This is a genomic window from Ruminococcus sp. Marseille-P328 (assembly GCF_964249465.1).
In the GTDB taxonomy this organism is placed as follows: Bacteria; Bacillota; Clostridia; order Lachnospirales; family Lachnospiraceae; genus Blautia_A; species Blautia_A faecis.
This window is the reverse complement of sequence record NZ_CAXUBQ010000011.1, coordinates 1-24,977: the sequence shown is the minus strand read 5'-3', so window position 1 is coordinate 24,977 and position 24,977 is coordinate 1. Positions and strand designations below refer to the sequence as shown.

22 protein-coding genes, 1 other RNA gene and 1 pseudogene are annotated in these 24,977 nt (G+C 45.3%); 8 read left to right on the top strand and 16 right to left on the bottom strand.

What is annotated here, in order from left to right; translation table 11 throughout:
- Window positions 1-54 precede the first annotated feature (54 nt).
- Complete coding sequence (locus ACESTK_RS09310; RefSeq protein ID WP_373119590.1) at window positions 55-1,029, top strand: carbohydrate kinase; 975 nt, start codon at window positions 55-57, stop codon at window positions 1,027-1,029.
- 488 nt (window positions 1,030-1,517) lie between these two features.
- On the opposite strand, the gene ACESTK_RS09305 is transcribed toward ACESTK_RS09310, so the two are convergent.
- The 7 genes from ACESTK_RS09305 to tgt all read right to left on the bottom strand — a co-directional run bounded on the left by ACESTK_RS09305 (window position 1,518) and on the right by tgt (window position 10,247).
- Window positions 1,518-2,681 (bottom strand): phosphoglycerate dehydrogenase, encoded by a 1,164-nt coding sequence (locus ACESTK_RS09305; RefSeq protein ID WP_373119589.1) that lies wholly within the window; start codon window positions 2,679-2,681, stop codon window positions 1,518-1,520.
- Window positions 2,681-3,763, bottom strand: a complete 1,083-nt coding sequence (gene serC / locus ACESTK_RS09300; RefSeq protein WP_148461832.1) for a 3-phosphoserine/phosphohydroxythreonine transaminase — start codon at window positions 3,761-3,763, stop codon at window positions 2,681-2,683. Before serC ends, ACESTK_RS09305 begins: the two co-directional genes overlap by 1 nt.
- On the bottom strand, window positions 3,760-5,442 hold the full coding sequence (gene ilvB, locus ACESTK_RS09295) for a biosynthetic-type acetolactate synthase large subunit (protein ID WP_373119587.1): 1,683 nt from the start codon (window positions 5,440-5,442) through the stop codon (window positions 3,760-3,762). Before ilvB ends, serC begins: the two co-directional genes overlap by 4 nt.
- A gap of 103 nt (window positions 5,443-5,545) precedes the next feature.
- Window positions 5,546-7,219: a dihydroxy-acid dehydratase gene (ilvD, locus tag ACESTK_RS09290; protein ID WP_148461834.1), complete on the bottom strand. Its 1,674-nt coding sequence runs from the start codon at window positions 7,217-7,219 to the stop codon at window positions 5,546-5,548.
- A 133-nt stretch (window positions 7,220-7,352) separates the two neighbouring features.
- Window positions 7,353-8,435 (bottom strand): 3-isopropylmalate dehydrogenase, encoded by a 1,083-nt coding sequence (gene leuB, locus ACESTK_RS09285; protein ID WP_373119586.1) that lies wholly within the window; start codon window positions 8,433-8,435, stop codon window positions 7,353-7,355.
- Between the two features lie 237 nt (window positions 8,436-8,672).
- Window positions 8,673-8,972 (bottom strand): preprotein translocase subunit YajC, encoded by a 300-nt coding sequence (gene yajC / locus ACESTK_RS09280; RefSeq protein ID WP_118584184.1) that lies wholly within the window; start codon window positions 8,970-8,972, stop codon window positions 8,673-8,675.
- A gap of 117 nt (window positions 8,973-9,089) precedes the next feature.
- Window positions 9,090-10,247: a tRNA guanosine(34) transglycosylase Tgt gene (gene tgt, locus ACESTK_RS09275; RefSeq protein ID WP_148461836.1), complete on the bottom strand. Its 1,158-nt coding sequence runs from the start codon at window positions 10,245-10,247 to the stop codon at window positions 9,090-9,092.
- Between the two features lie 453 nt (window positions 10,248-10,700).
- Here tgt and ACESTK_RS09270 point away from each other — a divergent pair, with 453 nt between their 5' ends.
- The gene (locus tag ACESTK_RS09270; protein ID WP_373119584.1) at window positions 10,701-14,951 is read left to right on the top strand and encodes an acyl-CoA dehydratase activase-related protein; all 4,251 of its coding nucleotides are present in this window, start codon (window positions 10,701-10,703) and stop codon (window positions 14,949-14,951) included.
- Window positions 14,952-15,127: 176 nt separating this feature from the next.
- Here the strand turns inward: ACESTK_RS09270 and ACESTK_RS09265 are convergent, their stop codons facing one another.
- The 6 genes from ACESTK_RS09265 to ACESTK_RS09240 all read right to left on the bottom strand — a co-directional run bounded on the left by ACESTK_RS09265 (window position 15,128) and on the right by ACESTK_RS09240 (window position 21,851).
- The gene (locus ACESTK_RS09265; protein ID WP_148461838.1) at window positions 15,128-16,747 is read right to left on the bottom strand and encodes a polysaccharide biosynthesis protein; all 1,620 of its coding nucleotides are present in this window, start codon (window positions 16,745-16,747) and stop codon (window positions 15,128-15,130) included.
- Between the two features lie 3 nt (window positions 16,748-16,750).
- Window positions 16,751-17,437, bottom strand: coding sequence for a uracil-DNA glycosylase (gene ung / locus ACESTK_RS09260; protein ID WP_373119582.1), 687 nt, complete (start codon window positions 17,435-17,437; stop codon window positions 16,751-16,753).
- A 652-nt stretch (window positions 17,438-18,089) separates the two neighbouring features.
- Entirely contained in the window at window positions 18,090-18,848 is a 759-nt protein-coding gene (hisF, locus tag ACESTK_RS09255) for an imidazole glycerol phosphate synthase subunit HisF (protein ID WP_173717557.1), read from the bottom strand.
- A gap of 2 nt (window positions 18,849-18,850) precedes the next feature.
- Entirely contained in the window at window positions 18,851-19,468 is a 618-nt protein-coding gene (gene hisH, locus ACESTK_RS09250; RefSeq protein WP_373119580.1) for an imidazole glycerol phosphate synthase subunit HisH, read from the bottom strand.
- A gap of 188 nt (window positions 19,469-19,656) precedes the next feature.
- The gene (locus tag ACESTK_RS09245; RefSeq protein WP_118584278.1) at window positions 19,657-21,174 is read right to left on the bottom strand and encodes a cell wall metabolism sensor histidine kinase WalK; all 1,518 of its coding nucleotides are present in this window, start codon (window positions 21,172-21,174) and stop codon (window positions 19,657-19,659) included.
- Window positions 21,174-21,851, bottom strand: coding sequence for a response regulator transcription factor (locus tag ACESTK_RS09240; protein WP_118584277.1), 678 nt, complete (start codon window positions 21,849-21,851; stop codon window positions 21,174-21,176). Before ACESTK_RS09240 ends, ACESTK_RS09245 begins: the two co-directional genes overlap by 1 nt.
- Window positions 21,852-21,992: 141 nt before the next feature.
- Here ACESTK_RS09240 and ACESTK_RS09235 point away from each other — a divergent pair, with 141 nt between their 5' ends.
- Together ACESTK_RS09235 and ACESTK_RS09230 are read left to right on the top strand one after the other, a co-directional pair.
- The gene (locus ACESTK_RS09235) at window positions 21,993-22,256 is read left to right on the top strand and encodes a DUF6783 domain-containing protein (protein WP_373119579.1); all 264 of its coding nucleotides are present in this window, start codon (window positions 21,993-21,995) and stop codon (window positions 22,254-22,256) included.
- The gene (locus ACESTK_RS09230; protein ID WP_118584275.1) at window positions 22,214-22,447 is read left to right on the top strand and encodes a hypothetical protein; all 234 of its coding nucleotides are present in this window, start codon (window positions 22,214-22,216) and stop codon (window positions 22,445-22,447) included. Before ACESTK_RS09235 ends, ACESTK_RS09230 begins: the two co-directional genes overlap by 43 nt.
- Before the next feature lie 141 nt (window positions 22,448-22,588).
- Here ACESTK_RS09230 and ACESTK_RS09225 read toward each other — a convergent pair.
- Window positions 22,589-22,861 (bottom strand): annotated as a pseudogene (locus ACESTK_RS09225) (transposase domain-containing protein); the annotation flags it as partial.
- Window positions 22,862-22,987: 126 nt separating this feature from the next.
- Entirely contained in the window at window positions 22,988-23,194 is a 207-nt protein-coding gene (locus ACESTK_RS09220; protein WP_373119577.1) for a hypothetical protein, read from the bottom strand.
- 159 nt (window positions 23,195-23,353) lie between these two features.
- On the opposite strand from ACESTK_RS09220, the gene ACESTK_RS09215 reads away from it, so the two are divergent.
- The 3 genes from ACESTK_RS09215 (at window position 23,354) to ACESTK_RS09205 (ending at window position 24,425) form a co-directional block, all read left to right on the top strand.
- On the top strand, window positions 23,354-23,662 hold the full coding sequence (locus tag ACESTK_RS09215; RefSeq protein ID WP_148461842.1) for a helix-turn-helix domain-containing protein: 309 nt from the start codon (window positions 23,354-23,356) through the stop codon (window positions 23,660-23,662).
- A gap of 390 nt (window positions 23,663-24,052) precedes the next feature.
- Entirely contained in the window at window positions 24,053-24,184 is a 132-nt protein-coding gene (locus ACESTK_RS09210) for a hypothetical protein (protein ID WP_267904441.1), read from the top strand.
- Window positions 24,185-24,272: 88 nt separating this feature from the next.
- Entirely contained in the window at window positions 24,273-24,425 is a 153-nt protein-coding gene (locus tag ACESTK_RS09205) for a hypothetical protein (RefSeq protein WP_233456192.1), read from the top strand.
- A gap of 14 nt (window positions 24,426-24,439) precedes the next feature.
- On the opposite strand, the gene ssrA is transcribed toward ACESTK_RS09205, so the two are convergent.
- Window positions 24,440-24,789, bottom strand: a transfer-messenger RNA (tmRNA) gene (ssrA, locus tag ACESTK_RS09200).
- Here ssrA and ACESTK_RS09195 point away from each other — a divergent pair.
- A partial coding sequence (locus ACESTK_RS09195; protein ID WP_373119575.1) for a hypothetical protein occupies window positions 24,744-24,977 on the top strand: 234 nt, incomplete at its 3' end. The two genes, ssrA and ACESTK_RS09195, sit on opposite strands and share 46 nt — an antisense overlap.

Here is a 24,977-nt window from a genome sequence, read left to right as displayed (position 1 = left end):
TCTGCGTTAAATTATTGGTATATGATTTTGAAAACACCTAAGGAGGATTTTTCAATGAGTAATCGAAACTACGACGTAACTGCACTTGGCGAGCTTCTCATCGATTTCACAGAGAATGGAACCAGCGCGCAGGGCAACCCGATCATGGAAGCGAACCCGGGCGGAGCTCCATGTAATGTTCTGGCTATGCTTGAGCGCCTTGGCAAGAAGACCGCTTTTATCGGAAAAGTTGGAAAGGATATGTTCGGAAACCAGCTGAAAGCTGCTGTTGAAGAAGTTGGAATTGATACAAGAGCTCTTATTATGGATGAAGAAGTACATACCACACTGGCATTTGTCCACACCTATCCGGATGGAGACAGAGACTTCTCTTTCTATCGTAATCCAGGTGCTGACATGATGCTGACTATGGATGAGGTTCCGGACGACCTGATCCGCGATTCCCGCATTTTCCATTTCGGAACTCTCTCTTCTACCCATGAGGGCGTACGTGAAGCTACACGTCATGCCATTGAGGTAGCAAAAGAAGCCGGCTGTATCATCACCTTTGACCCCAATCTGCGCCCGCCACTCTGGAAATCCCTTGAGGATGCCCGTGTCGAGATTGAGTACGGTCTTACCAAATGTGACGTTCTGAAGATTTCTGACAACGAAGTGGAATTCCTTTTCGATACCACAGACTACGACAAGGGTGCTGCACTGATCGAAGAGAAATATCACATTCCGCTGGTTCTTATCACCATGGGTAAAGACGGAAGCCGCGCTTATTATAATGGACGCCGCGTAGAATGCGCTCCATTCCTTCAGGAGCACACCATTGAGACCACAGGTGCCGGAGACACCTTCTGTGCCAGCATCCTGAACTATGTTCTGGAGCACGGTCTGGAAGACCTCTCCGACGAGAACCTGATGGAAATGCTTACCTTCGCAAACGCAGGCGCATCTCTTATCACTACCCGCAAGGGTGCTCTCCGCGTGATGCCAACTCGCGAAGAGGTTGAGGAATTTATTGCAAAGAATGGCAGATAATCTACATAAAAAATAAAACATATAAACAATAAAAACAGAAACAACTAATTCTTCCGAATTAGTTGTTTCTGTTTTTATTATTAAAATATTTTTTATTCTATTGTTAAATATCCAGGTTGTGTTTCCTTACCAAAGCTGATATAATTATTATATGGGTGTTGCCATAACGGTAGGCGGTTAGTCCTTCAACAGAGGGACTGTGACTCTCTGATTACATAGAAACCCGTAAGGGAATTCAGTGGAAAGGAGGGCTAAGCCAATGAGTATTGTTGACCTTATAGCAGTTGTAAGCTTCGGCTTAACCTGCTTTACAATAGGATACACATTGGGTAAAGATGTAAATAATACACAAAAATAGCCGCCCTGTCTGTAAACTAAGCGGCAATTTTTGCTAACCAGTATATGGACTAACCGTCTATCGGCAACACGCTTTTTCTATACTTATATTAACATTCTGTTGTCTTAATGTCAATTATCTGTATTCGAATTTATTTTACCACACGAACCTTTGAAACGCCATCAATGGCCTTCAGCGCATCCAGCGCCTCTGCGGAAGCTGCACTCTCCAGATCGATCAGAGTATACGCATACTCACCTTTACTCTTGTTGGTCATGTCTGCAATGTTCAGGCCCTCAGCACCAAGGATCTTGGTCAACTGGCTGATCATGTTAGGAATGTTCTTATGTGTAATGGCAATACGTCCAACTGCCACGCAGGTACCCATATCACAGTTCGGGAAGTTTACGGAGTTTTTGATATTACCATTCTCAAGGAAATCACGAACCTCCTTCACAGCCATAACTGCACAGTTCTCCTCAGATTCCTCTGTGGATGCTCCAAGATGAGGAGTTACCAGAATGCCCTCATGACCTGCAACTGTATGGTTGGCAAAGTCTGTTACATACTTTTTCACCTTGCCACTGTTCAGCGCCTCAATCAGCGCATCCTCGTCAACCAGAAGGTCACGGGCAAAGTTCAGAAGTACAACACCGTCTTTCATCTTATCAAAAGCCTCTTTGTTGATCATCTTCTTTGTGGAATCCAGAAGCGGTACATGTACAGTGATATAATCGCACTTGCTGTAAATCTCATCTAAGCTCTTGCTGTGCTTAATAGTACGGGAAAGGTTCCATGCTGCATCGATGGAAATGTATGGATCATATCCATAAACCTCCATTCCAAGGGAAGCTGCTGCATTTGCCACCATGCTTCCGATAGCACCAAGACCGATGATACCAAGCTTTTTGCCCATGATCTCACAGCCTGCAAACTGTTTCTTCTGTTTCTCAGCAAGCTTATCAATATCTTCCTGGTCTTTTTCTCTCTGTACCCACTCAATACCTCCCACAATGTCACGGGAAGCAAGAAGCATACCGGCAAGAACCAGCTCCTTTACACCATTTGCATTGGCTCCAGGAGTATTAAATACAACGATGCCTTTCTCTGCACACTCTTTCACCGGAATGTTATTGACTCCAGCTCCGGCACGTGCGATCACAGCAACACTCTCCGGCAGCTCCATGTCATGCATCTTGGCACTTCTTACAAGAACTGCCTGGCAGTCATTCAGAGTGTCTGCTTTTTTATAATTATCATCAAAAATGTCCAGGCCTTTCTGGGCAATAGGATTCAGGCAATGATACTGAAACATCAGGCATTTTCCTCCTCAAACTTTTTCATGAATGCAACCAGCGCTTCCACGCCAGCCTTTGGCATTGCATTATAAATACTTGCTCTCATACCACCAACTGTTCTGTGGCCTTTCAAGTTCACAAGTCCTGCCTTGGCAGCCTCAGCAACAAATTTCGCATCCATCTCTTTATCTCCTGTTACAAAAGGAACATTCATAAGGGAACGGTCCTTCGGAACAACGGTACCATGGAAAAGCTTGCTGGAATCAAGGAAATCATAGAGAATTTTTGCTTTCTCTTCATTGCGTTTCTTCATCTCTTCCAGACCGCCCATTTTCTTCAGCCATTTGAAAACTTTACCGCATACGTAGATGCAATATGCATTCGGTGTATTATAAAGGGAACCAGCGTCTGCATGTGTCTTATAGGTAAGCATGGTAGGTGTTCCCGGAAGAACATCCTCTGTGATCAGATCCTCGCGGATAATGGCGATTACCATACCTGCAGGTCCGATGTTCTTCTGAACGCCGCCATAAATAATACCGTATTTGCTCACATCAACCGGCTCGGAAAGGAAACAGGAGGATACATCTGCCACAAGTGTTTTGCCCTTTGTATTTGGAAGCTCTTTGAACTTGGTTCCATAAATGGTGTTGTTCTCACAGATATAAACATAGTCTGCATCCGGGCTGATCGGCAGATCGCTGCAATCCGGAATGTAGGAGAAGGTCTTATCCTCGGAAGAAGCAATCTTGTTCGCTTTTCCGTATTTCTGTGCTTCCTGGTATGCTTTCTTTGCCCACTGACCGGTTACAATGTAGTCAGCCACCTTATTTTTCATAAGGTTCATTGGGATCATGGCAAACTGCTGGGAAGCGCCGCCCTGAAGGAAAAGTACTTTATAGTTGTCCGGAATATTCATCAGCTCACGAAGGTCCTTCTCAGCTGTGTCGATGATTTCCTGGAATGCAGCACTTCTGTGGCTCATTTCCATAACGGACATGCCGGTACCATTGTAATCCATCATTTCATCTGCGACTTCTTTCAACACCTCTTCCGGAAGAACCGCCGGTCCTGCGGAAAAATTGTACACTCTGCTCATTTCTTCACATCCTCCTCATCAAATACCTCGTCTAAACTTGCTCCTGCAGGAACCATAGGATATACGCTTAAATCCTGGTCGATCCAGCAGTCGAGAACTACCGGGCCCTCTGATGAAAGCGCCATCTTAAGTGCAGACTCTACTTCTTCCATCTTCGTAACGCGGATTGCTTTTGCTCCCATTGCTTCAGAAACTTTCACGAAGTCCACACCATCATTTAAGATGGTCTGAGAATATCTTTGTTCATAGAACAGAGTCTGCCACTGGCGTACCATTCCCAGAACATGATTGTTCAGAATGATCTGGACAAGAGGTTTGCCGCAGCGAACTGCCGTGGCAATCTCGTTCATGTTCATACGGAAACAGCCGTCTCCTGCTATATTTACCACGGTTTTGTCCGGGCAGCCCATCTTTGCTCCGATTGCTGCGCCAAGGCCGTAACCCATAGTACCAAGCCCTCCTGATGTCAGGAAGGTTCTCGGCTCCTTGAATTTGAAATACTGGGCAGCCCACATCTGGTGCTGTCCTACATCTGTGGAAACGATTGCATCTCCACCAGTCAGTTCATAAAGCTTCTGGATCACGTAGGGTCCGGTAAGCTGGGAATGATCGTAATTCAACGGATACTTAGCTTTCATATCCTGAATATGCTGTACCCATTCATCATGGCGCTTCTCCGGGATTTTCACAAGGAGAAGCTTCAGCACTTCCTTCAGATCTCCGATCACGGAAGCATCAACTGCAATATTCTTGTTGATCTCCGCTGCATCTACATCGATCTGCAGGATCTTTGCCTTCGGCGCGAAGGTCTTTGTATCTCCTGTCACACGGTCGCTGAAGCGTGCACCAAGAGTGATCAGAAGGTCACACTCGCACATTGCGTAGTTGGAAGTTTTGGTTCCATGCATTCCAACCGGACCTGTGTAAAGCTCATCCTCTCCGGAAAAAGCCCCTTTTCCCATAAGGCTGTCGCAGACCGGAGCCTGGATCTTGTGGGCAAGTGCACGGACTTCTTCAGATGCATCTGCGATCACAGCACCGCCGCCAACAAAAATAAATGGCTTTTTCGCTGCTGCGATCATCTGGGCTGCTGTATCCACATCCTTCGGACGGATGGTGTCAACCTTCGGCTCTACGGCTGTGATGGTGTGACGGATATATTCACATTTTGCTGCGGTTACGTCCTTTGGCACATCTACGAGTACCGGACCAGGACGACCGCTTTTGGCGATGATAAAAGCTTTGCGGATGGTGTCTGCAAGCTTTGTTACATCTTTGACAATATAGCTGTGTTTTGTCACAGGCATTACAATGCCTGCGATATCAACTTCCTGGAAGGAATCTTTTCCAAGAAGGGCAGTTCCAACATTACAGGTAATTGCTACCACAGGAACAGAGTCCATACACGCGGTGGCAATTCCGGTTACCAGGTTGGTTGCACCTGGGCCGGAAGTTGCCAGACACACTCCGACCTTTCCTGTCGCACGGGCGTAACCGTCTGCCGCGTGGGAAGCTCCCTGCTCATGGGAAGTAAGTACATGTTTAATTTTATCACTGTATCGGTAAAGGGCGTCATAAACGTTCAGAATAGCTCCGCCTGGATATCCGAAAACGGTATCCACACTTTGCTCCAGCAAACATTCTATGATGATCTCCGCTCCTGTAAGCTGCAATTTCATTTCCTCCTGGTATATTATACTGTAAAAATCCCTGACATTTGCTATGAAAGAACCATGCTTTCATGAACCATAATTCCATTCACATGTCCGGATAAGAATCTTATTATTTCGCTTTCGGAACCTCGAGGATCGCACCGCGGTTTCCGGAAGTAACCATTGCTGCATATCTTGCCAGGTATCCGGTTGTAACCTTCGGCTCTCTCGGCTGCCATTTTGCTTTTCTTGCTGCAAGCTCTTCATCAGAAACCTTCAGTTCCAGCTTCAGTTCTGGAATATTGATGCTGATGATATCCCCTTCCTCAACAAGGGCGATGGGACCGCCTACTGCTGCCTCTGGTGAAACATGTCCGATGGAAGCGCCTCTGGATGCACCACTGAAACGTCCATCTGTAATAAGGGCTACAGAAGAACCAAGTCCCATACCTGCGATTGCAGAGGTAGGATTCAGCATTTCTCTCATTCCAGGACCACCCTTCGGTCCTTCATAACGGATGACAACAACGTCACCTTCTACGATCTTGCCGCCTTTGATTGCTGCGATTGCGTCTTCCTCGCAGTCAAAAACTCTTGCAGGTCCTTCATGAACCATCATCTCCGCAACAACTGCAGAACGTTTTACAACGCTTCCGTCTGGTGCAAGATTGCCCCGAAGTACAGCAAGTCCGCCTGTGGTGCTGTATGGATTGTCGATCGGGCGGATTACTTCCGGGTTCAGGTTTACACAGTCCTTGATATTCTCGCCTACTGTTTTTCCGGTTACAGTCATGCATTCTGTGTGAAGGAGTCCCTTCTTATTCAGCTCGTTCATAACTGCGTATACGCCGCCTGCTTCGTTCAGGTCTTCCATGTAGGTAGGGCCTGCAGGTGCAAGGTGGCAGATATTCGGAGTCTTTGCACTGATTTCATTTGCAAAGCTGATATCGAAATCCCAGCCAATCTCATGTGCAATTGCCGGAAGATGAAGCATACTGTTTGTGGAACAGCCAAGAGCCATATCTACCGTAAGGGCATTCAGAAGTGCCTCTTTTGTCATAATATCTCTTGGACGGATGTTGCGGCGGTACATTTCCATAACCTGCATTCCTGCATGCTTTGCAAGACGGATACGCTCGGAATATACAGCCGGGATGGTTCCGTTTCCTTTCAGTCCCATACCAAGAACCTCAGTAAGGCAGTTCATACTGTTTGCAGTGTACATACCGGAACAGGAACCGCAGGTCGGACATGTTTTGTTCTCACACTCAGTCAGGCCTTCCTCTGTAAGCTTGCCTGCTGCGTAAGCACCAACAGCCTCAAACATGCTGGATAGACTTGTCTTGTGTCCGTTTAAGTGACCAGCCAGCATCGGGCCTCCGCTTACGAATACGGTAGGAACGTTGATTCTGGCTGCTGCCATCAGAAGTCCCGGTACGTTCTTGTCACAGTTCGGGATCATAACAAGAGCGTCAAACTGGTGAGCCAGTGCCATGGCCTCTGTGGAATCTGCGATCAGGTCTCTTGTTACAAGGGAATATTTCATACCGATATGTCCCATTGCAATACCATCACAGACAGCGATTGCAGGGAACATGACCGGAGTTCCTCCAGCCATTGCCACGCCAAGCTTTACAGCCTGTGCGATTTTATCTAGGTTCATGTGGCCTGGTACAATCTCATTGTAGGAACAAACGATTCCTACTAATGGACGCTCCATTTCTTCTTTTGTCATTCCAAGGGCATTGAACAGGGAACGGTGAGGTGCCTGCTGTGTGCCTGTTTTTACTGCGTCACTTCTCATAACTTGTATCTCCTTTTTGCTTCATAGCCGAAAAAAATGATCCATTTGCTTATAAGCGGATATCACCCGGCTCATGCAATTTCCTGGATAAGCATTTTTCACTGCTGATAAATCATTTTGTTTATTCCGAATTCTAAATTTCTTTAGCGATCAGGTCACCCATCTCTTTCGTTCCAACCAGAGTGCATCCCTCAGACATAATGTCACCGGTACGGTATCCGGCAGTCAGAACCTTCTGTACAGCAGCCTCAACTGCATTTGCTTCCTCATCCAGATCCAGGGAAAAACGAAGCATCATGGCTGCGGAAAGGATGGTTGCGATCGGGTTGGCCTTATTCTCTCCTGCAATATCAGGTGCAGAGCCATGGCTTGGCTCATAAAGGCCAAATTTTGTCTCGTTCAGGCTGGCAGAAGAAAGCATTCCGATAGATCCTGTCACCATGCTGGCCTCATCAGAAAGAATATCGCCGAACATATTCTCAGTGAGAATAACATCGAACTGCTTCGGATCTCTCACCAGCTGCATTGCACAGTTGTCAACCAGCATATGCTCAAGAGCAACTTCCGGGTAATCCTTCGCTACTTCTTCTACTACTTTTCTCCAAAGCCTGGAGGAATCCAGAACATTTGCCTTGTCGACGCTTGTTACTTTTTTGCGGCGTTTCATGGCAATGTCAAATGCCTTGATGGCAATTCTGCGAATCTCATTTTCGTTGTAGGAAAGGGTATCGATGGCTTTCTTTACGCCGTTCTCTTCTACTGTTTTTCTTTCGCCAAAATAAAGACCGCCTGTAAGCTCTCGTACGATGATCATGTCAAATCCGTCTCCAATGATCTCATCGCGAAGAGGGCATGCTGCACGAAGTTCGTTGTATAAATATGCAGGGCGAAGGTTTGCAAAAAGATTCAGTGCCTTACGAATGGCAAGGAGTCCTGCCTCCGGGCGTTTGGATGGCTCCAGCTTATACCATGGGGATGTCTTGGCATCTCCACCAATAGAGCCCATAAGAACTGCATCAGAAGCTTTCGCTGTAGCGATTGCCTCGTCTGTAAGCGGTACTCCATGTACATCAATGGAAGCTCCGCCTAAAAGTACTTCAGAATAAGAAAAAGTATGTCCATATTTCTCACATATTTTGTCCAGAACTTTTTTTGCTTCTGCAACGATTTCCGGACCGATTCCGTCTCCGGGAATCAGTGAAATGTTGTAATTCATAATAATTTCCTCTCCTTCGTTTCTGAATGCCAGCGGAAAATCACCTCTCGCCTGACACCAATGGATAATTGTTATTATAATAACGCACTTTCTTTAATATTTCAACATGTTAAAGTAAAAAACTGTCAAAAAACTGCCTTTTTCCCATTCTCAAAAAACATTTACGAAGAAAAAAGGCCCCATCCCTTTATGGAATGAAGCCTGTTCTTAGTTTCTGTCATATTCGGATGAATCTGATTATGCAGAAGCCTGCTCTGCTTTCTCAACTTCGGCAATTGCCTGTTTCCTCATAGGGATACGGCAGTTCTTATTGTTACCGAACTCTACGATCACGTCTTCTTCTGTCATGTCAATGATGACACCGTAGAAGCCGCTTGTAGTTACAATACTGTCACCTACAGCCATATCGCTGAGCATCGCCTGTACTCTCTTCTGCTCTTTCTTCTGAGGTCTGATCATCAGAAAATACATAATACCGAAAAGTACAACCAGCCATACGATGGTAAATCCCATACTCATTCCGCTTGATGCGTCCATTTGCTATTCCTCCTGTATCTTACTATCACGCCCTGTCTTTTTCACCAGCGCATTATAGTATATAATACACAAAATAATTTGATTCTTCAAGTATTTTTCCGATTTTTTATATTAATTTCATTTACTATATCTGCTGTTAATTTTTCCCTCTTCAAAACCAGCCAGTCGCATTTCTTTATATTCTGCAAAATTGCCCTGATCCAGTGCATCCCTGATTTCCTCCATCAGGTGATTGTAGAAGTAAAGATTGTGAAGCACGCAAAGGCGCATTCCAAGCATTTCTTTCGCTTTCAGAAGGTGGCGGATATAGGCTCTGCTGTAATGCTGACAGGCAGGACACTGACATCCCTCTTCGATTGGGGACGGATCCAATTCATATTTCGCATTAAACAGATTCAGCTTACCGCGATTGGTGTACACATGTCCATGACGTCCGTTACGGCTTGGATATACGCAGTCAAAGAAGTCGATTCCTCTTGCGACTCCTTCCAGAATATTGGCAGGAGTACCTACTCCCATCAGATAGGTAGGTTTGTTCTGCGGAAGGTGAGGCACGACTTCGTCCAGAATATGATACATCTGCTCATGAGTTTCCCCAACTGCAAGACCGCCAACTGCGTAGCCGTCCAGATCCAGTTTGGAAATGGTATCTGCATGCGCAATACGGATATCTGCATAGATAGCTCCCTGATTGATTCCGAAAAGCAGCTGCTCTTTATTCACTGTATCCGGCAGCCCGTTCAGTCTGGCCATCTCTGCCTTACAGCGCTCCAGCCATCTGGTAGTACGGTCTACAGAAGCCTGGACATATTCTCTGCTTGCCACGCTGCTTGGACATTCGTCAAATGCCATGGCAATAGTGGAACCCAGATTAGACTGGATCTGCATACTCTCCTCCGGTCCCATAAAAATCTTATGACCGTCAATGTGGGACTGGAAATAAACGCCCTCTTCCTTGATCTTGCGAAGCCCTGCCAGGGAAAACACCTGGAATCCGCCTGAATCAGTAAGAATCGGTCTGTCCCAGACCATAAACTTGTGAAGTCCTCCAAATTCCTTGATCAGCTTGTCGCCTGTTCTTACATGGAGATGATAGGTATTGGAAAGCTCGACCTGGGTACCGATATCTTTCAGATCCATGGTGGATACTGCACCCTTGATGGCTCCAACAGTTCCTACGTTCATAAACACAGGTGTCTGGATGGTTCCATGTACAGTCTCAAACTGGGCACGCTTGGCACGGCCTTCTGTTTTCATAAGTGTATATTTTGCCATATGTGAATCCTTTCTTTTTTAAGTCTTTATCTTCAAAAAAATTTCTGTTTCTGCAGCCCTGCAAAGACATTTTTCTTTTTACACTTACAAAAGAGTGTAAAACACAGGCAGAAAACTTCATATATTATAGCCCGAAATAACCGAAAATTCAACACTTGTGCAAAGAATCCTTGTTAAACTTTTACATTGTCATTTAAGCCGGGGTATCGTATAATATTACGGAATATTTGCATTTGAATTTTTCACATATAAATAAGAAGATTTAAGGTTACTGTTCACTGGTAACATTCCGCGAGGTGTTTTTTGTGAACAAAGTTCACAGAAAACCCGAGAGTTGCGGCGCGAAATCATGCAAAGCATGATTTCTGTGCATCGCGAAGCGTGTTACTGTAAACGAAGTGAACAGTAACGATTTAAGCACATATGCAACAGATGAGGAGGCATATTCTTTACATGAGCAACAAATATACATTAGGAATTGACATTGGTTCCACCACTGTCAAAATTGCAATACTTGATGAAAACGACACCCTACTTTTCGCAGATTACCAGCGTCATTTCGCCAACATCCAGGAAACACTGGCAGAGCTTCTGACGAAAGCTTATGGCAAACTTGGAGAGCTTACCCTTCATCCGGTGATCACAGGCTCCGGCGGACTTACCCTTGCCAACCACCTTGGCGTTCCTTTTGTACAGGAGGTAATTGCGGTATCCACTTCTCTTCAGAAGATTGCGCCCCAGACGGATGTTGCCATCGAGCTTGGCGGTGAGGATGCCAAGATCATCTACTTCGAAGGCGGCAATATTGAACAGCGTATGAATGGTATCTGCGCAGGAGGTACCGGTTCTTTCATCGATCAGATGGCATCCCTGCTTCAGACTGATGCTACCGGGCTGAACGAATACGCGAAGAATTACAAAGCGCTTTACCCCATCGCAGCCCGCTGCGGTGTATTTGCCAAGACTGACATCCAGCCTCTGATCAACGACGGCGCCACCAAGGAGGATCTTTCCGCTTCCATTTTCCAGGCAGTTGTAAACCAGACCATTTCCGGTCTTGCCTGCGGCAAGCCGATTCGCGGTCATGTTGCATTTCTCGGCGGTCCCCTTCACTTTCTGGATCAGCTGAAGGCTGCCTTTATCCGTACCCTGAAGCTGGATGACGAGCACGCTATCACACCTGAAAATTCCCATCTTTTCGCAGCTATGGGTTCTGCTATGAATGCGAAGGATGAGGTAACCGTTTCCCTTACAGATATGACAAACCGCCTGAAGAACTCCATCAAACTGGATTTCGAGGTGGAACGTATGGAGCCTCTGTTTGCCACGGAGGAAGACTATGAGGCATTTAACAAGCGTCAGAGTGCCTATCAGGTAAAGAAGGGTGACCTTTCCCAGTATCACGGCAACTGCTATCTGGGTATTGATGCAGGTTCCACCACCACCAAGACAGCTCTTGTAGGTGAGGACGGAACCCTGCTTTACTCCTTCTACAGCAATAATAACGGAAGCCCGCTTAAGACAGCCATCCGTTCTATCCAGGAGATCTACAGCATTCTTCCGGAGGATGCACACATTACATTTTCCTGTTCCACAGGCTACGGCGAGGCTCTGATGAAGGCCGCTCTTCTGCTGGATGAGGGGGAAGTTGAGACCGTTTCCCATTACTATGCAGCAGCTTTCTTCGACCCGGAGGTTGACTGTATCGTCGATATCGGCGGACAGGATATGAAATGCATCAAGATCCGTAATCAGACCGTAGACAGCGTACAGCTGAACGAGGCATGTTCCTCCGGCTGTGGTTCCTTTATCGAAACCTTTGCCAAGTCTCTGAATTACTCCGTACAGGATTTTGCCAAGGCTGCCCTGTTTGCAGAGCACCCCATTGACCTTGGAACAAGATGTACTGTATTTATGAACTCCAAAGTAAAGCAGGCCCAGAAGGAAGGCGCATCCGTAGCTGATATTTCTGCAGGTCTTGCATACTCTGTTATTAAGAATGCGCTTTACAAGGTTATCAAGGTTTCCGATGCCAAAGAACTGGGACGTCATATTGTGGTACAGGGTGGAACCTTCTACAACGACGGTGTTCTTCGAAGCTTTGAGCGTATAGCAGGCTGTGAAGCTATTCGTCCTGACATTGCCGGTATTATGGGGGCTTTCGGTGCTGCCCTCATTGCCAAGGAGCGCTACCACGCAGAAGGCCGTGAAACCACCATGCTTTCCATTGACAAGATCAACGAGCTGAAATATACCACCTCCATGGCCAACTGCCACGGATGTACCAATAACTGTCGTCTTACCATCAACAAATTCACTGGCGGGCGTCAGTTCGTAAGCGGTAACCGCTGTGAGCGCGGTATTGGTAAGGAGAAGAATAAGGATCATATCCCCAACCTTTATGAATACAAGTACAAACGGCTTTTCTCCTATCCGCCTCTTTCTCCGGATAAGGCTACCCGGGGAAAAGTTGGTATTCCGCGAGTTTTAAATATGTTTGAGAATTATCCTTTCTGGTATACCTTCTTTACTGAGCTGAAATATCAGGTAGTGCTTTCTCCTACCTCTACTAGAAAGATTTATGAGCTGGGCATTGAATCCATTCCAAGTGAATCCGAGTGCTATCCAGCCAAGCTTGCCCACGGACATGTGACCTGGCTGATCAAAAATGGTGTGAAATTCATTTTCTACCCGTGTATCCCTTACGAGCGAAATGAATTCCCGGATGCAGTCAACCACTACAACTGCCCTATCGTTACCTCTTATGCAGAGAATATTAAGAACAATGTGGACGAGCTTCACGATCCGTCCATTACCTTTATGAATCCGTTCCTGGCCCTGACCTCTGAAGAGATCGTTACAAAGAGACTGACTGAGATTTTCCCGGATATCCCGGAATCTGAGGTGAAGGAAGCCGCTCACAAGGCATGGGAGGAAATGGCTGCCGTACATAAGGACATTGAGAAAAAAGGTGAGGAGACACTTCAGTACCTGAAGGAGACAGGCCGCCGGGGCATCGTTCTGGCTGGTCGTCCTTACCATATTGACCCTGAGATTCATCACGGTATCCCGGATCTGATCAACAGCTATGGTGTGGCAGTCCTCACTGAGGATTCTGTTTCCCATCTGGTACCTGTTGAGCGCCCGATTCGTGTCAATGACCAGTGGATGTACCACTCCAGACTGTATGCAGCAGCAAACTTTGTGAAAACCCGTGATGATCTGGATCTGATCCAGCTGAACTCCTTTGGCTGCGGACTTGACGCAGTCACCACTGATGAGGTTTACGAAATTCTGGATGGCAGCGGCAAGATTTACACCTGCCTAAAAATTGATGAGGTTAACAACCTTGGTGCCGCAAGGATCCGTGTCAGATCTCTTCTTGCAGCCCTCCGTGCAAAGGATGCACAGAAAAGGGAGCGCACCATTAAACCGTCCTCTATTGAAAAGGTTGCGTTTACCAAGGAGATGCGCAAGGATTACACCATCCTCTGCCCGCAGATGTCACCGGTGCACTTCTCCTTATTGGAAGCTGCTTTTAATGCAAACGGCTATCATCTGGAGGTGCTTCCAAATGACAATAAGCACGCTGTTGATGTAGGTCTGAAATATGTAAATAATGATGCCTGCTATCCTTCCCTGATCGTTGTGGGACAGATTATGGACGCTCTTTTATCAGGCAAATACGACCTGAACAAGACTGCAGTTATCATGTCCCAGACAGGCGGTGGATGCCGTGCGTCCAACTATATTGCTTTTATCCGCCGTGCCCTTAAGAAAGCGGGAATGGAACAGGTTCCGGTTATCTCCCTTAACCTTAGCGGTCTGGAGAGCAACCCTGGATTTAAGCTTACTCTTCCGCTGGTGAAGGCTGTTGTGTATGCCGCTGTGTTTGGTGATATTTTTATGAAATGTATTTACCGCATGCGCCCATATGAACTGGAGAAAGGCATTGTAAACCGCAAGCACAAGATCTGGGAAAAACGTGTGATTGCATTTCTTACCGGCAGCTCATTAAGCCACAGCCAGTTTAAGAAAATGTGCCGGGAAATGGTTCACGATTTCGATACCATCCCGATCAGTGATGAGAAGAAGCCTCGTGTTGGTATTGTAGGTGAGATCCTGGTTAAATTCCTTCCGGCTGCAAACAATCACCTTGCAGAGCTTCTGGAAGCAGAAGGAGCTGAGCCTGTGGTACCGGATCTGATCGACTTTATGTCCTACTGCTTCTACAATCAGAATTTCAAGGTCGACAATCTTGGCTTTAAGAAATCCAAGGCATTCTTTGGAAATATAGGTATTAAGGCAATCGACTGGGTTCGTAAGACTGCAAATGAGGCACTTGCGGAAAGCCGTCATTTCCATCCTACTGCAGATATCCGTGATCTGGCGAAGATGGCACGCCCCATTGTTTCTGAGGGTAACCAGACTGGCGAGGGATGGTTCCTGACCGGTGAAATGATGGAGCTGATCCATGATGATGTTCCGAATATTGTTTGTATCCAGCCGTTCGGCTGCCTGCCGAACCACATCGTTGGCAAAGGTGTTATCAAAGAAATCCGCCGTCAGTATCCGAAGGCGAATATTGCAGCCATCGACTACGACCCGGGTGCAAGCGAGGTAAACCAGCTGAACCGAATTAAATTAATGCTTTCTACTGCACAGAAGAATTTGAAGACAGAAGAGGCGAAAAATAACAACTAGCCTCGGTTCGTATTCCGAAAAAATACAAGAAGAAAGCCCTCAGAGTTGCCGCTCTGAGGGCTTTCGTGCTGCATACATTGAACATATCGCTTCTTTCTTGCCGAATGGCATTATAACCTATGCATATCTAAAAGTCAATATATTATAATTTTAATAGCATATTTAAAAACCATGTTCTAAAACGGCAGTTTCCCTGCAATTTTCTTCAGGTAGGCTCCGCCTGGCATCATGGCAAACTGCTCATCAGATGGCTTGCTCACTGCCAGATATACAATAAAATAGGCAGCCATTCCAAGAACCACTGCGATTCCAAGGCTGATAAAATTGGAATGGATCAGCTTATAAATTCCATAATAGGAAAATCCAGCCACTACAGCCATAGGCACAGATGCCAGAAGTGGATTCAGATAAGCACTTCTCCATGGATTTTTGTACTGCATATACTGTTTCATCGCCCGCTCGTTCAGCAGACACATAACAACCGCATAAATAATCATAGCCACTACAATGGCATATACGCCAAGGTCAGTTGCAAACAGCAGAATTGCCATGGCGATCACATCCACCACCAGGGCAATTGCCGCATTGATCATGGGGATATTGGGCTTTCCGATTCCCTGTAGCACACCATTGGAAATATTGGAATTTCCATTGAGGATGATGGTAATGACACCAAGCATCATCAGCTGAGCTGCTGCCCCCTCTGTTCGCGGAAACAAAAGCCTTGTGATCGGGCCGGCAAGAACTGCAAGTCCAACTGCACATGGAATGGAAATAAACATACTGATCCAGGTTGCGCGGTCAATCTTGTCTCTGGCACTGTCCATGTCCCTCTTGGCATACTGGGCAGAAACCTCCGGAATCATGGATGTAGGTGCTGTACTTGCAAGCGTAAGGGGAATATTGATCAGGGTCATATAATAGCCATATTCCGCGTAGAGACTTGTAATGGTATCATGGTCAATTCCTTTAAAGCCCTGAATGCCGGAATACATATAACTGTTAATAAAGCCGTTTACATTGTAAATAAAAGAGCTGAGGATGATCGGCATTACGATGAGAACGATATTCTTCATAACCTCACCGGTGGCCTCATCACGGGAATGAGTATCCCTTGCCAGTCTCTTTTTGATATTCTTTCGATTTACCCAGTATACAAAAAGCATGAAAAGCAATGCTGATGCAACTCCTGCACCGGTTCCCATAGTAGCTCCGGCAGCCCCCCAGGCATTTCGTACAGATTCTTCCGCACTACTGAATTTATTCAGCATGACAGTAGACATCAGGATTGCAAAAACCGCTACAAAACACTGTTCCACAATCTGGGACAATGAGGTAGGGAGCATGTTTCGATATGCCTGAAAATAACCTCGGAAGGTACCAAGAATTCCTGACAGGAAAATGGTTGGTGCCAGCATTTTCAGTGCAAGTCTGGCTCCGGACATGGATTCCGGCACCAGAATAGACGAACCGAAAAGACAAAAAAGTGCTACTACGCCTCCCATTATGATTACATATAACAGCGCACAGTGAAATACCTTCTGGGCGTCTCTGTAACGTTTAAAAGCCAGCTTTTCTGCCATAATCTTGGATACTGCCTGCGGAATGCTGAAAGAAGCGATCATCAGCAGGATAAAGTAAACATTCTGGGCATAATTGAAAAGACCCATACTGTTATTTCCAAGAGTATTGGAAAGCGGACTTTTATAGAGCATTCCGATGATCTTGGAGATCAATGCCGCGATCATCAGGAATGAAGCATTTTTTACAAGTGTGTTATCGTTCTTTTTCCCCATTTCTTATTGTTCCTTTTTGATATTTTCAATCTGCCAGTCAATGGGGGCAAACCCGTTTTTCTCCAGAAATTCATTGGTCTGGCTGAAATGCCTGCATCCGAAAAATCCTCTTGACGCAGACAGCGGGCTTGGATGTGCAGCTGTGAGTACCAGCTGCTTCGGATTGTTCAGCATTGCTTTTTTCATCTGGGCAGGTCTTCCCCAGAGAAGATATACGATCGGGCGGTCCTGATCATTCAGGGTCTGGATAACCGCATCGGTAAACTGTTCCCAGCCGATTCCTCTGTGTGAAAACGCCTGGTGGGCGCGGACAGTCAGTACTGTGTTCAGAAGAAATACGCCTTGTTTTGCCCATTTTTCCAGGCAGCCGTTGTCAGGAATATAGCAGCCCAGGTCGCTGTGGAGTTCTTTATAAATGTTTACCAGAGACGGGGGAATGTCTATATCTTCTCTTACAGAGAAGCAAAGGCCGTTGGCCTGTCCATCGTTATGATAGGGATCCTGACCCAGAATAACTACTTTTACATCGTTTAACGGGGTGTATTCGAAAGCATTAAACATATCCTGGGGCGGTGGGAATACTTTTCTGGTGCGGTATTCTTCCATTATTGTTTTATATAGTTTGGCATAATAGGGCTGATGAAATTCATTCCTCAGCGCGGCCTGCCAGTCTCCTGTTATCTGGCCCATTTTAATTGTCACCTCATCTTTTGTATTTTACTATTTAGTGTGTTGAAAGTTGTTCAAGGCGGACGCATTCGGACAATGGTGATTGCTCACTCGCCGGCGCAACGCTCCAGCGAACTAACTGCTAACTGCGACTAAATCGTTCAGGAGAGCCTTCACGATTAAGTCTCCGTAAGCAGTGGATTTCGCCTACGCTAAAACCGCGCCTGAAATGGCTCGCTAGAGCAATCACCATTGCCCGAATGCTGTGTACTGTCTGGGACTTATTTGTGCATAGGAACTTTCGACAGAGGGGGGAGGGGGAGTGATTGGTTTCCCGATACTTTCTTGGCAATGATAGATTGGCAAAAAACAATAAAGTTGCGGGATACCAACTACTTCACCCCACCCGCGTTGTTGTCGTTACTGTTTCATTCTTCCCTTTCCAGTAACCAGCGATTTTGCAATGTATATTCGCAAGCCGCGCATTTCAGGAGCGGTTTTAGTGGAGGCGAGATCCATGACTTACGGAGACTTAGGCGCGAAGGCTTTCCTGAGCGTCTTAGTCGTAGTTAGTCATTAGCTTGCCGGAACGTTGCGACGCGCGGCGGTGAATATACATTGTGAAATCGCGTCCGGAATAACGACCAACACACTAAATAGCAATTTTAATATTCTATCGTCTTACCGGAACACCTTTTTCAGCCAGGTAATCCTTCACCTGAGAAATTTCCAGTTCTTTATAGTGGAACAGGGAAGCTGCCAGAACTGCATCGGCACCGCCGTCGGTAAGGCCTTCGTAGAAGTGTTCCAGGGTACCGGCACCACCGGAAGCGATGACCGGGATGGATACGGCATCAGATACTGCGCGGGTTAATGGGATGTCGTAGCCAGCCTTGGTACCATCACAGTCCATGCTGGTAAGGAGGATTTCTCCTGCACCAAGGGCTTCTGCTTTCTTCGCCCACTCAATGGCATCAATGCCTGTATCCAAACGACCGCCATGCTTATAGATGTTCCAGCCGCCGTCAGGACGACGCTTAGCGTCAATGGCAACTACTACACACTGGCTGCCGAATTTATCTGCTGCCTCACGGATTAATTCCGGACGGTCAATGGCTGCGGAGTTTACAGAAATCTTGTCTGCACCTTCGCGGAGCAGCTTCCGGAAATCATCTACAGTACGGATCCCGCCGCCAACTGTAAATGGAATGAATACGTTGGCTGCAACTTTTCGCACCATATCTACTACTGTGTCACGCTGTTCACAGGAGGCTGTAATGTCAAGAAATACCACTTCATCTGCTCCTGCTGCGTCGTATGCTTTCGCAATTTCCACAGGATCTCCTGCATCCTTCAGGTCTACGAAATTAACACCTTTCACTACTCGTCCATTATTTACATCCAGACAGGGAATAATTCGCTTTGTAAACATAATTATGCCTCCTTCCCAAGCTTCGCAAAATTCTCCAGTATTTTCAGACCGTACTTGCTGCTCTTCTCCGGGTGGAACTGGCAGGCAAATATGTTGTCCTTTTCAACGGAGGCATGAATAGTTACGCCATACTGCGCAGTCGCCTTCACGATTTCAGGTTCTTTTGCCTGAAGGTAGTAGGAATGAACAAAGTAGACGTAAGTCTCTTCCGGAATTCCTTTAAACAGGCGGCCATCATTCTGAAGGTGAAGAGAATTCCATCCCATGTGAGGAATTTTAAGTCCAGGAGCCGGGGGAATCTTCACGATCTTACCTTTCAAAATTCCAAGTCCCTCCACTCCCGGAGTTTCGTCACTGGATTCGAAAAGGAGCTGCAGACCCAGACAGATTCCAAGGAATGGAGTTCCTTTCTCTGTAAGCTCCCGGATCACAGGAACAAGTCCGAATTTATTCAGATTATTCATGGCATCTCCAAAGCTTCCAACACCTGGAAGAATTACTTTATCTGCACTCAGTAATACCCGAGGATCTCTGGAAACTACAGTTTCCTCTCCAAGGTAATGAAGGGCTTTTTCCACACTTTTTATATTGCCTGCATCATAGTCAATTATTGCTATCATTCGGGCTCCTCCTGTTGTCTGTTTTTCGTCAATACTGCGTCTATTGTGTGCAGCATTTTCTGCCATCATATAAATGCTTTTAATCAGCAAATACTGCCTTCCCAAAGCACAATATTGCTGAACATACACTTTCATATTCTTACAGTATAACGCAAAAACAGGCGGTTGCAAAGAGCTAAATAAAACAATTATTTCCGATCCAGGGTAAACCAGAATTCCACCCCGTTATCAAAGTTCTGAACACCGTACTGCTGATTCATACCTTCCATAATAGCCTTTACAATAGAAAGTCCGATTCCGCTTCCGCCATACTCTCTGGTGCGGGCTTTGTCTACCTTGTAGAACTTGTTCCACAGATTCGGGAGATCGGCTTCCGGGATTGGGGTTCCGGTATTAAATACCGTTACTTTCACTCTGTTTTCCTGTTTCTGGACTTTGATCTCCACAATTTTTTCTCCATCCAGATGATGCAAGGCATTGCTTACATAATTCGTCACAACTTCTTCTGTCTTAAACTCATCTGCCCAGACATAAAGAGGCTCTGTCTCATTAAAAATCACCCGGGCTTCTTTCTGCCTGATCATGATATCCATGGTGGAAAGAACGCCTTTGATCAATGCGGTCAGGTCAAAACGCTCCATAACAGCTGCGTCTTTTCCGGATTCCAGCTGATTCAGCGTAAGAAGATTCTTTACCAGCTTATTCATCTTGGCAGCTTCATCAATAATGACGTCACAGTAAAAATCCATGCTTTCCGGATCATCATTAATGTTCTCCTTCAGACCTTCTGCATACCCCTGCACAAGAGCAATGGGTGTCTTCAGCTCATGGGAAACATTATCCAGAAACTCTTTTCGCATTTCATCGATTTTCACCTTATTCTCAATATCCTTCTGCAGCTCATTGTTTGCAGATTTCAGCTCGGAAATAGTATGCTCCAGCTGACTGGACATCTTGTTAAAATTATCTCCCAGCACATCAATTTCATTGCCGGCCTTGCTTTTATATCTGGCTTCAAAATCAAGATCTGTCATCTTACGGGAAAGCTCCGTCAGCTCGGAAATAGGTCTGGTCAGCTTTCTGGTTACTGCCATAATACACATTCCACTTATAACAATAATGACAATTCCTACAAAGAAATAAAACTTATTGGAAATATTTGCGCTTTCCTGGATACTTTCCAGAGGGCTTCGGATCAGGAAATAATTGCCATTGTCAAATTTCCCCCAGCACTCTACATAATCCATGCCCACGAAACGGTCATATACCTGCTGAACCACACAGTTATCCGTCTGTTTCAGAATTGTGCCTTTTCCGTTATCCATGTCAAGATCACTGGCATAACCAAAAAACAGCTTGCTTCTCAGCTGATCTTCATTCTCCGGCCAGCACAGATATTTCGTATTATCCTCATTGACAACCACCCAGGTCAGATTATTCCTGGAGCTTTCCTGAATGATCTCAGAAGACAATTCTTCCTGCTCGCTTTCCACATCGTCCTCTGTCATAGAATCCGTGTTGATCTGACTCAGCACTTCCCTTGCTTCCAGAAGAGTTTCCGTCTTTTTTGACACATAATATTTTTCCAGAAATGCTCCGTTGATCATGGAAATCGTGAGAATGGAAAGGAATAAAAGACCTATAAATGTAAACGTGATCTGGTGCTTTATGGAGCGGATTTTCTTTGGCTTCTTTGATTTCTTCATCACTCTACCTCAAACTTGTAACCCATTCCCCATACGGTCTTGATGTACTCACCTTTATCCCCCATTTTACTTCTTAATTTCTTCACATGTGTGTCAATGGTTCTGGCATCTCCGAAATAATCATAATTCCAAACAGAATTAAGGATTTTTTCCCTGGAAAGAGCAATTCCCTGATTTTCCAAAAAGTAAGTAAGAAGCTCAAATTCCTTAAAGCTAAGATCCATAGGCTTGTCATCGACTGTTGCAAGATGGGCAGCCTTATCGATCACAATTCCCCCTGCGCTGAGCACATCTTCCGCTCCGGTCTGTCCGGTACGGCGAAGGATAGCTTCTACTCTGGCTACCAAGATCTTCGGGCTGAATGGCTTGGAAATATACTCATCCACACCCAGGTCAAAACCAAGAAGCTCATCACGCTCATCTCCTCTTGCTGTCAGCATGATGATCGGTACTTTAGAATTCTTGCGCACCTCACGGCATACTTCCCAGCCGTCCATCTTTGGCATCATTACATCCAGGATGATCAGGGCAATATCTTTTTCCTTATAAAAGATATCCATGGCTTCCTCGCCATCTCCTGCTTCCAGCACCTGAAAATTCTTCTTTGTTAAAAAGTCTTTTACAAGCTTTCTCATTCGGCTTTCATCATCCACTACAAGGATTTTTAATGTATCCATATCTTGTCCTCCCTTTTTGGTCAACCTCATTTATCGCATGGTTTTTATACCTTTTTGTACGATTTACCTGTATCTTAACACAGGGGTATGATGATTTTGTGAACGCCAGCACATTTTCTTACAGATGACTTTTTTTCTGTTTTGTGCTATGCTAGAGCGTGTTTAAAAAAGGCTTTCTGCAAGATGTGCGTCACAATTTGTGGGAGATTTCGCTCGGATGAGGGCGCCGTAGCGGGCTACGGCAACCGAATTCGGGTGAAATCTCCCGCAAAGTGGGGCGTGCAGGTTGCGGGAATGATTTTTCAAACACGCTCTAAGTACAGTGTAAAATATAAATCAATTTTTGAAAAGAGGGAATTCACATGCGTCAGGAAAGTTTTAAAATGGAGCGTCCGGGACTGGTGAAACCGGGAGATAAGATTCAGATCACGGAATATCAGTCCTACATGAACTACAGCTATATCATTGAGCCTGCTGTAGCCATGTCCGGCTGCTATCCGAACTCACAGAGAATCAAGGCAAAGGAAGGAACCATTGTCAGTGTGGAAAAGGCACCGCTTAGTGGGTATGTGGTGATTGCGGAATTTGAGGAATAGCTACATTTAGTCAGGGACTCCCCAAAGGGGGCCCTGACTGATTTTCACTTTTTCTGAAATTTCTCAATCACACACTCCACACTCATGCGTCTTTGTTTACATCATATTTATTTAAATATTCTCTGTAAGAAAAATCCTCGACTACTTTTCAGTAGCCGGAGCACCTTGACAATTCACATATGATTGATTTGATTCGTTTGCACGACGTTCGATCTCAGCTTTGACAGTTTCGTTCCATGGCGCCAGAAGTTCTAATTCATCATCACTCATCCAATCATCAGGCAGTTTTTCCAGCAGATAGGTAAGATAATGATAGACGTTTACTCCATTGGCTTTTGCCATTTCTACCATTGTGTACACAATAGCGCTGGCCTGGGCTCCGCTTGGTGTGTCACAGAACAGCCAGTTTTTACGGTTATGTGCTTAAGAACATAACCGTAATTATGTGCCGAACTTAGTTATGTGCTCTTAACATATTTCAAGAAAAATGTCATAGTTAAAAGAAACTGTCGAAGAGCTGCATAAACAGTATTCACAGACTCAAGACACATGCTCACCTGTTGAAGAAGGTACTGATAATTCCAAATCGACCGAAGACACTGATAACCAAAAATAACCGTCATTACGATCGTTGTCATCTCCTTTCTCTCTTGGTTCGTTGTCAGTTGCAAACATCATTGACTTGTCTGCCATCTGCTGATTTGTATAACCAAATCTGGCTTGTTCCGCTTCTAAATTTCTAAACATCTCATTTCCTCCTTTCGCTTATTTGCGTTTTGCAAACTGAAATTATACTATAATTTCTATTTGCAAATTTATCAATACTTTTCTTTTCATTTTGCAAACTTTTCTGTTGACAGTTTTTTCAATATGCAACTATAATCGAATTATCAGGAGGTACCAATTATGGGTGACAATTTTAATGACAATTTAAAAGAAGCTCGCTTAAGATCTGGATTATCCCAGAAAGAAGTGGCAGAAAATATTGGCGTAGCAAAATCTACATATTCATTATATGAGAGTGGAAATAGAGAACCAAACGTAAATACAATAAAGAAAATTGCTGATTGCTTAAATGTTTCTGCTGATACTCTCCTCGGACTTAATGACGAACTTACCACTCTTGCCGCTCATTTTGATGGCAAAGAATACACCGAAGACGAATTGAATGAAATTCGCCAGTTTGCTGAATTTGTGAAAAACAAAAGGAAATAATCGGCATATCTGCCAGAATGTACATTGACAATATAATATATTTACCCAGGGAACTGTTGGGGTGTTATGTCAGCCGCCGGACACTTTTGTGAAAGGAGGCTGGTGCTGATGGTTACATACAGTGATTTATTTACTTTTGTAATTATGCTTTGTGCAGTCATAACTCTTGTTATTACTTTTTCGCATAAAAAATAGCGCCCCTGCTCTGGTAAAGTAAGGCGCTATTTTTAGCTGATGCTTTATCCGGCGGTCAGGTGTGCACTGACCAACGGTTCTCTTGTTAAATATATTATATGTCACTCCGAAATATTTGTCAATTTTCTTTTTGTGGAAGCAACTGTACAGATTTTTGTACACGTATTGAGATATACTAAAGCGGGAGGTGTTTACATGAGCACATATGAGGAATTACAAGACCAGACCTGCGCGGACGGTATAGACGTAATGGACTATGAATTTAATAGTCCAAACATAAAAGGCTTATATTGTAACAGCACTGTAGCAATCAATAAGTCCATTTGAAGGAATGGTTATACCATTCCGTTTTCATGATCTCCGACATTACTCTGCTTCGATCATGCACGCAATTGGTAGCCCGGATCAGTACATTATGGCAAGAGGTGGATGGAAAACAGATACCGTTCTAAAGGCTGTATACAGAAATGTGATCAACGATGAGCAAAAGAAATTTACAGATAAAATTAATTCGCATTTCACAACTATGCAACACGAAATGCAACACGAAAAAGAAAAAACGCCGTAAATACGGCGTTTTCACTATGGACCTGGCGGGAATTGAACCCGCGTCCGAAAGTCTATCCCTTGCGGCATCTCCCATCACAGTCGCTGTATTAACATTCCCTCCACAGCACGCCCACCGACAGGCTTACTGCTTCAGTAGCTTCATGATACATCTACCGGGGCAAAGCTTACCCGGCAAGGTTTCTCACAAGGTCGACGCCAGACTCCTGAAGTGTGAGTGCAACAGGACTGACGGGCAGCACTTAGGCTGCCATTACTAACTGATCGTCAGCGTTTATATTTAGAATTTCCCGTTATTACGCAGTTCGGGAGACTGCGGATGGCTTCCACAACTTCAAAACCCCCGTCGAAACCAGTACAAGCCCTAATCGTATATAATAGGTATTGCTGGTGCGCAGACGAAGTTTGTGTAATTGTGCTTTCGCTAAGATATTATTATATGCATTTTTTGCAAAGCTGTCAAGATGGTGTTTTGATATTTAGTGTGTTGAAAGTTGTTCAAGGCGGACGCATTCGGACAATGGTGATTGCTCACTCGCCGGCGCAACGCTCC

Excerpts from the sequence above, each read along its gene's own strand:
- ACESTK_RS09310 (WP_373119590.1), top strand. The coding sequence starts at position 55 with ATGAGTAATCGAAACTACGACGTAACTGCACTTGGCGAGCTTCTCATC.
- ACESTK_RS09305 (WP_373119589.1), bottom strand. The coding sequence starts at position 2,681 with ATGTTTCAGTATCATTGCCTGAATCCTATTGCCCAGAAAGGCCTGGAC.
- serC (WP_148461832.1), bottom strand. The coding sequence starts at position 3,763 with ATGAGCAGAGTGTACAATTTTTCCGCAGGACCGGCGGTTCTTCCGGAA.
- ilvB (WP_373119587.1), bottom strand. The coding sequence starts at position 5,442 with ATGAAATTGCAGCTTACAGGAGCGGAGATCATCATAGAATGTTTGCTG.
- ilvD (WP_148461834.1), bottom strand. The coding sequence starts at position 7,219 with ATGAGAAGTGACGCAGTAAAAACAGGCACACAGCAGGCACCTCACCGT.
- leuB (WP_373119586.1), bottom strand. The coding sequence starts at position 8,435 with ATGAATTACAACATTTCACTGATTCCCGGAGACGGAATCGGTCCGGAA.
- yajC (WP_118584184.1), bottom strand. The coding sequence starts at position 8,972 with ATGGACGCATCAAGCGGAATGAGTATGGGATTTACCATCGTATGGCTG.
- tgt (WP_148461836.1), bottom strand. The coding sequence starts at position 10,247 with ATGGCAAAATATACACTTATGAAAACAGAAGGCCGTGCCAAGCGTGCC.
- ACESTK_RS09270 (WP_373119584.1), top strand. The coding sequence starts at position 10,701 with ATGAGCAACAAATATACATTAGGAATTGACATTGGTTCCACCACTGTC.
- ACESTK_RS09265 (WP_148461838.1), bottom strand. The coding sequence starts at position 16,747 with ATGGGGAAAAAGAACGATAACACACTTGTAAAAAATGCTTCATTCCTG.
- ung (WP_373119582.1), bottom strand. The coding sequence starts at position 17,437 with ATGGGCCAGATAACAGGAGACTGGCAGGCCGCGCTGAGGAATGAATTT.
- hisF (WP_173717557.1), bottom strand. The coding sequence starts at position 18,848 with ATGTTTACAAAGCGAATTATTCCCTGTCTGGATGTAAATAATGGACGA.
- hisH (WP_373119580.1), bottom strand. The coding sequence starts at position 19,468 with ATGATAGCAATAATTGACTATGATGCAGGCAATATAAAAAGTGTGGAA.
- ACESTK_RS09245 (WP_118584278.1), bottom strand. The coding sequence starts at position 21,174 with ATGAAGAAATCAAAGAAGCCAAAGAAAATCCGCTCCATAAAGCACCAG.
- ACESTK_RS09240 (WP_118584277.1), bottom strand. The coding sequence starts at position 21,851 with ATGGATACATTAAAAATCCTTGTAGTGGATGATGAAAGCCGAATGAGA.
- ACESTK_RS09230 (WP_118584275.1), top strand. The coding sequence starts at position 22,214 with ATGCGTCAGGAAAGTTTTAAAATGGAGCGTCCGGGACTGGTGAAACCG.
- ACESTK_RS09220 (WP_373119577.1), bottom strand. The coding sequence starts at position 23,194 with ATGTTTAGAAATTTAGAAGCGGAACAAGCCAGATTTGGTTATACAAAT.
- ACESTK_RS09215 (WP_148461842.1), top strand. The coding sequence starts at position 23,354 with ATGGGTGACAATTTTAATGACAATTTAAAAGAAGCTCGCTTAAGATCT.
- ACESTK_RS09210 (WP_267904441.1), top strand. The coding sequence starts at position 24,053 with ATGAGCACATATGAGGAATTACAAGACCAGACCTGCGCGGACGGTATA.
- ACESTK_RS09205 (WP_233456192.1), top strand. The coding sequence starts at position 24,273 with ATGGCAAGAGGTGGATGGAAAACAGATACCGTTCTAAAGGCTGTATAC.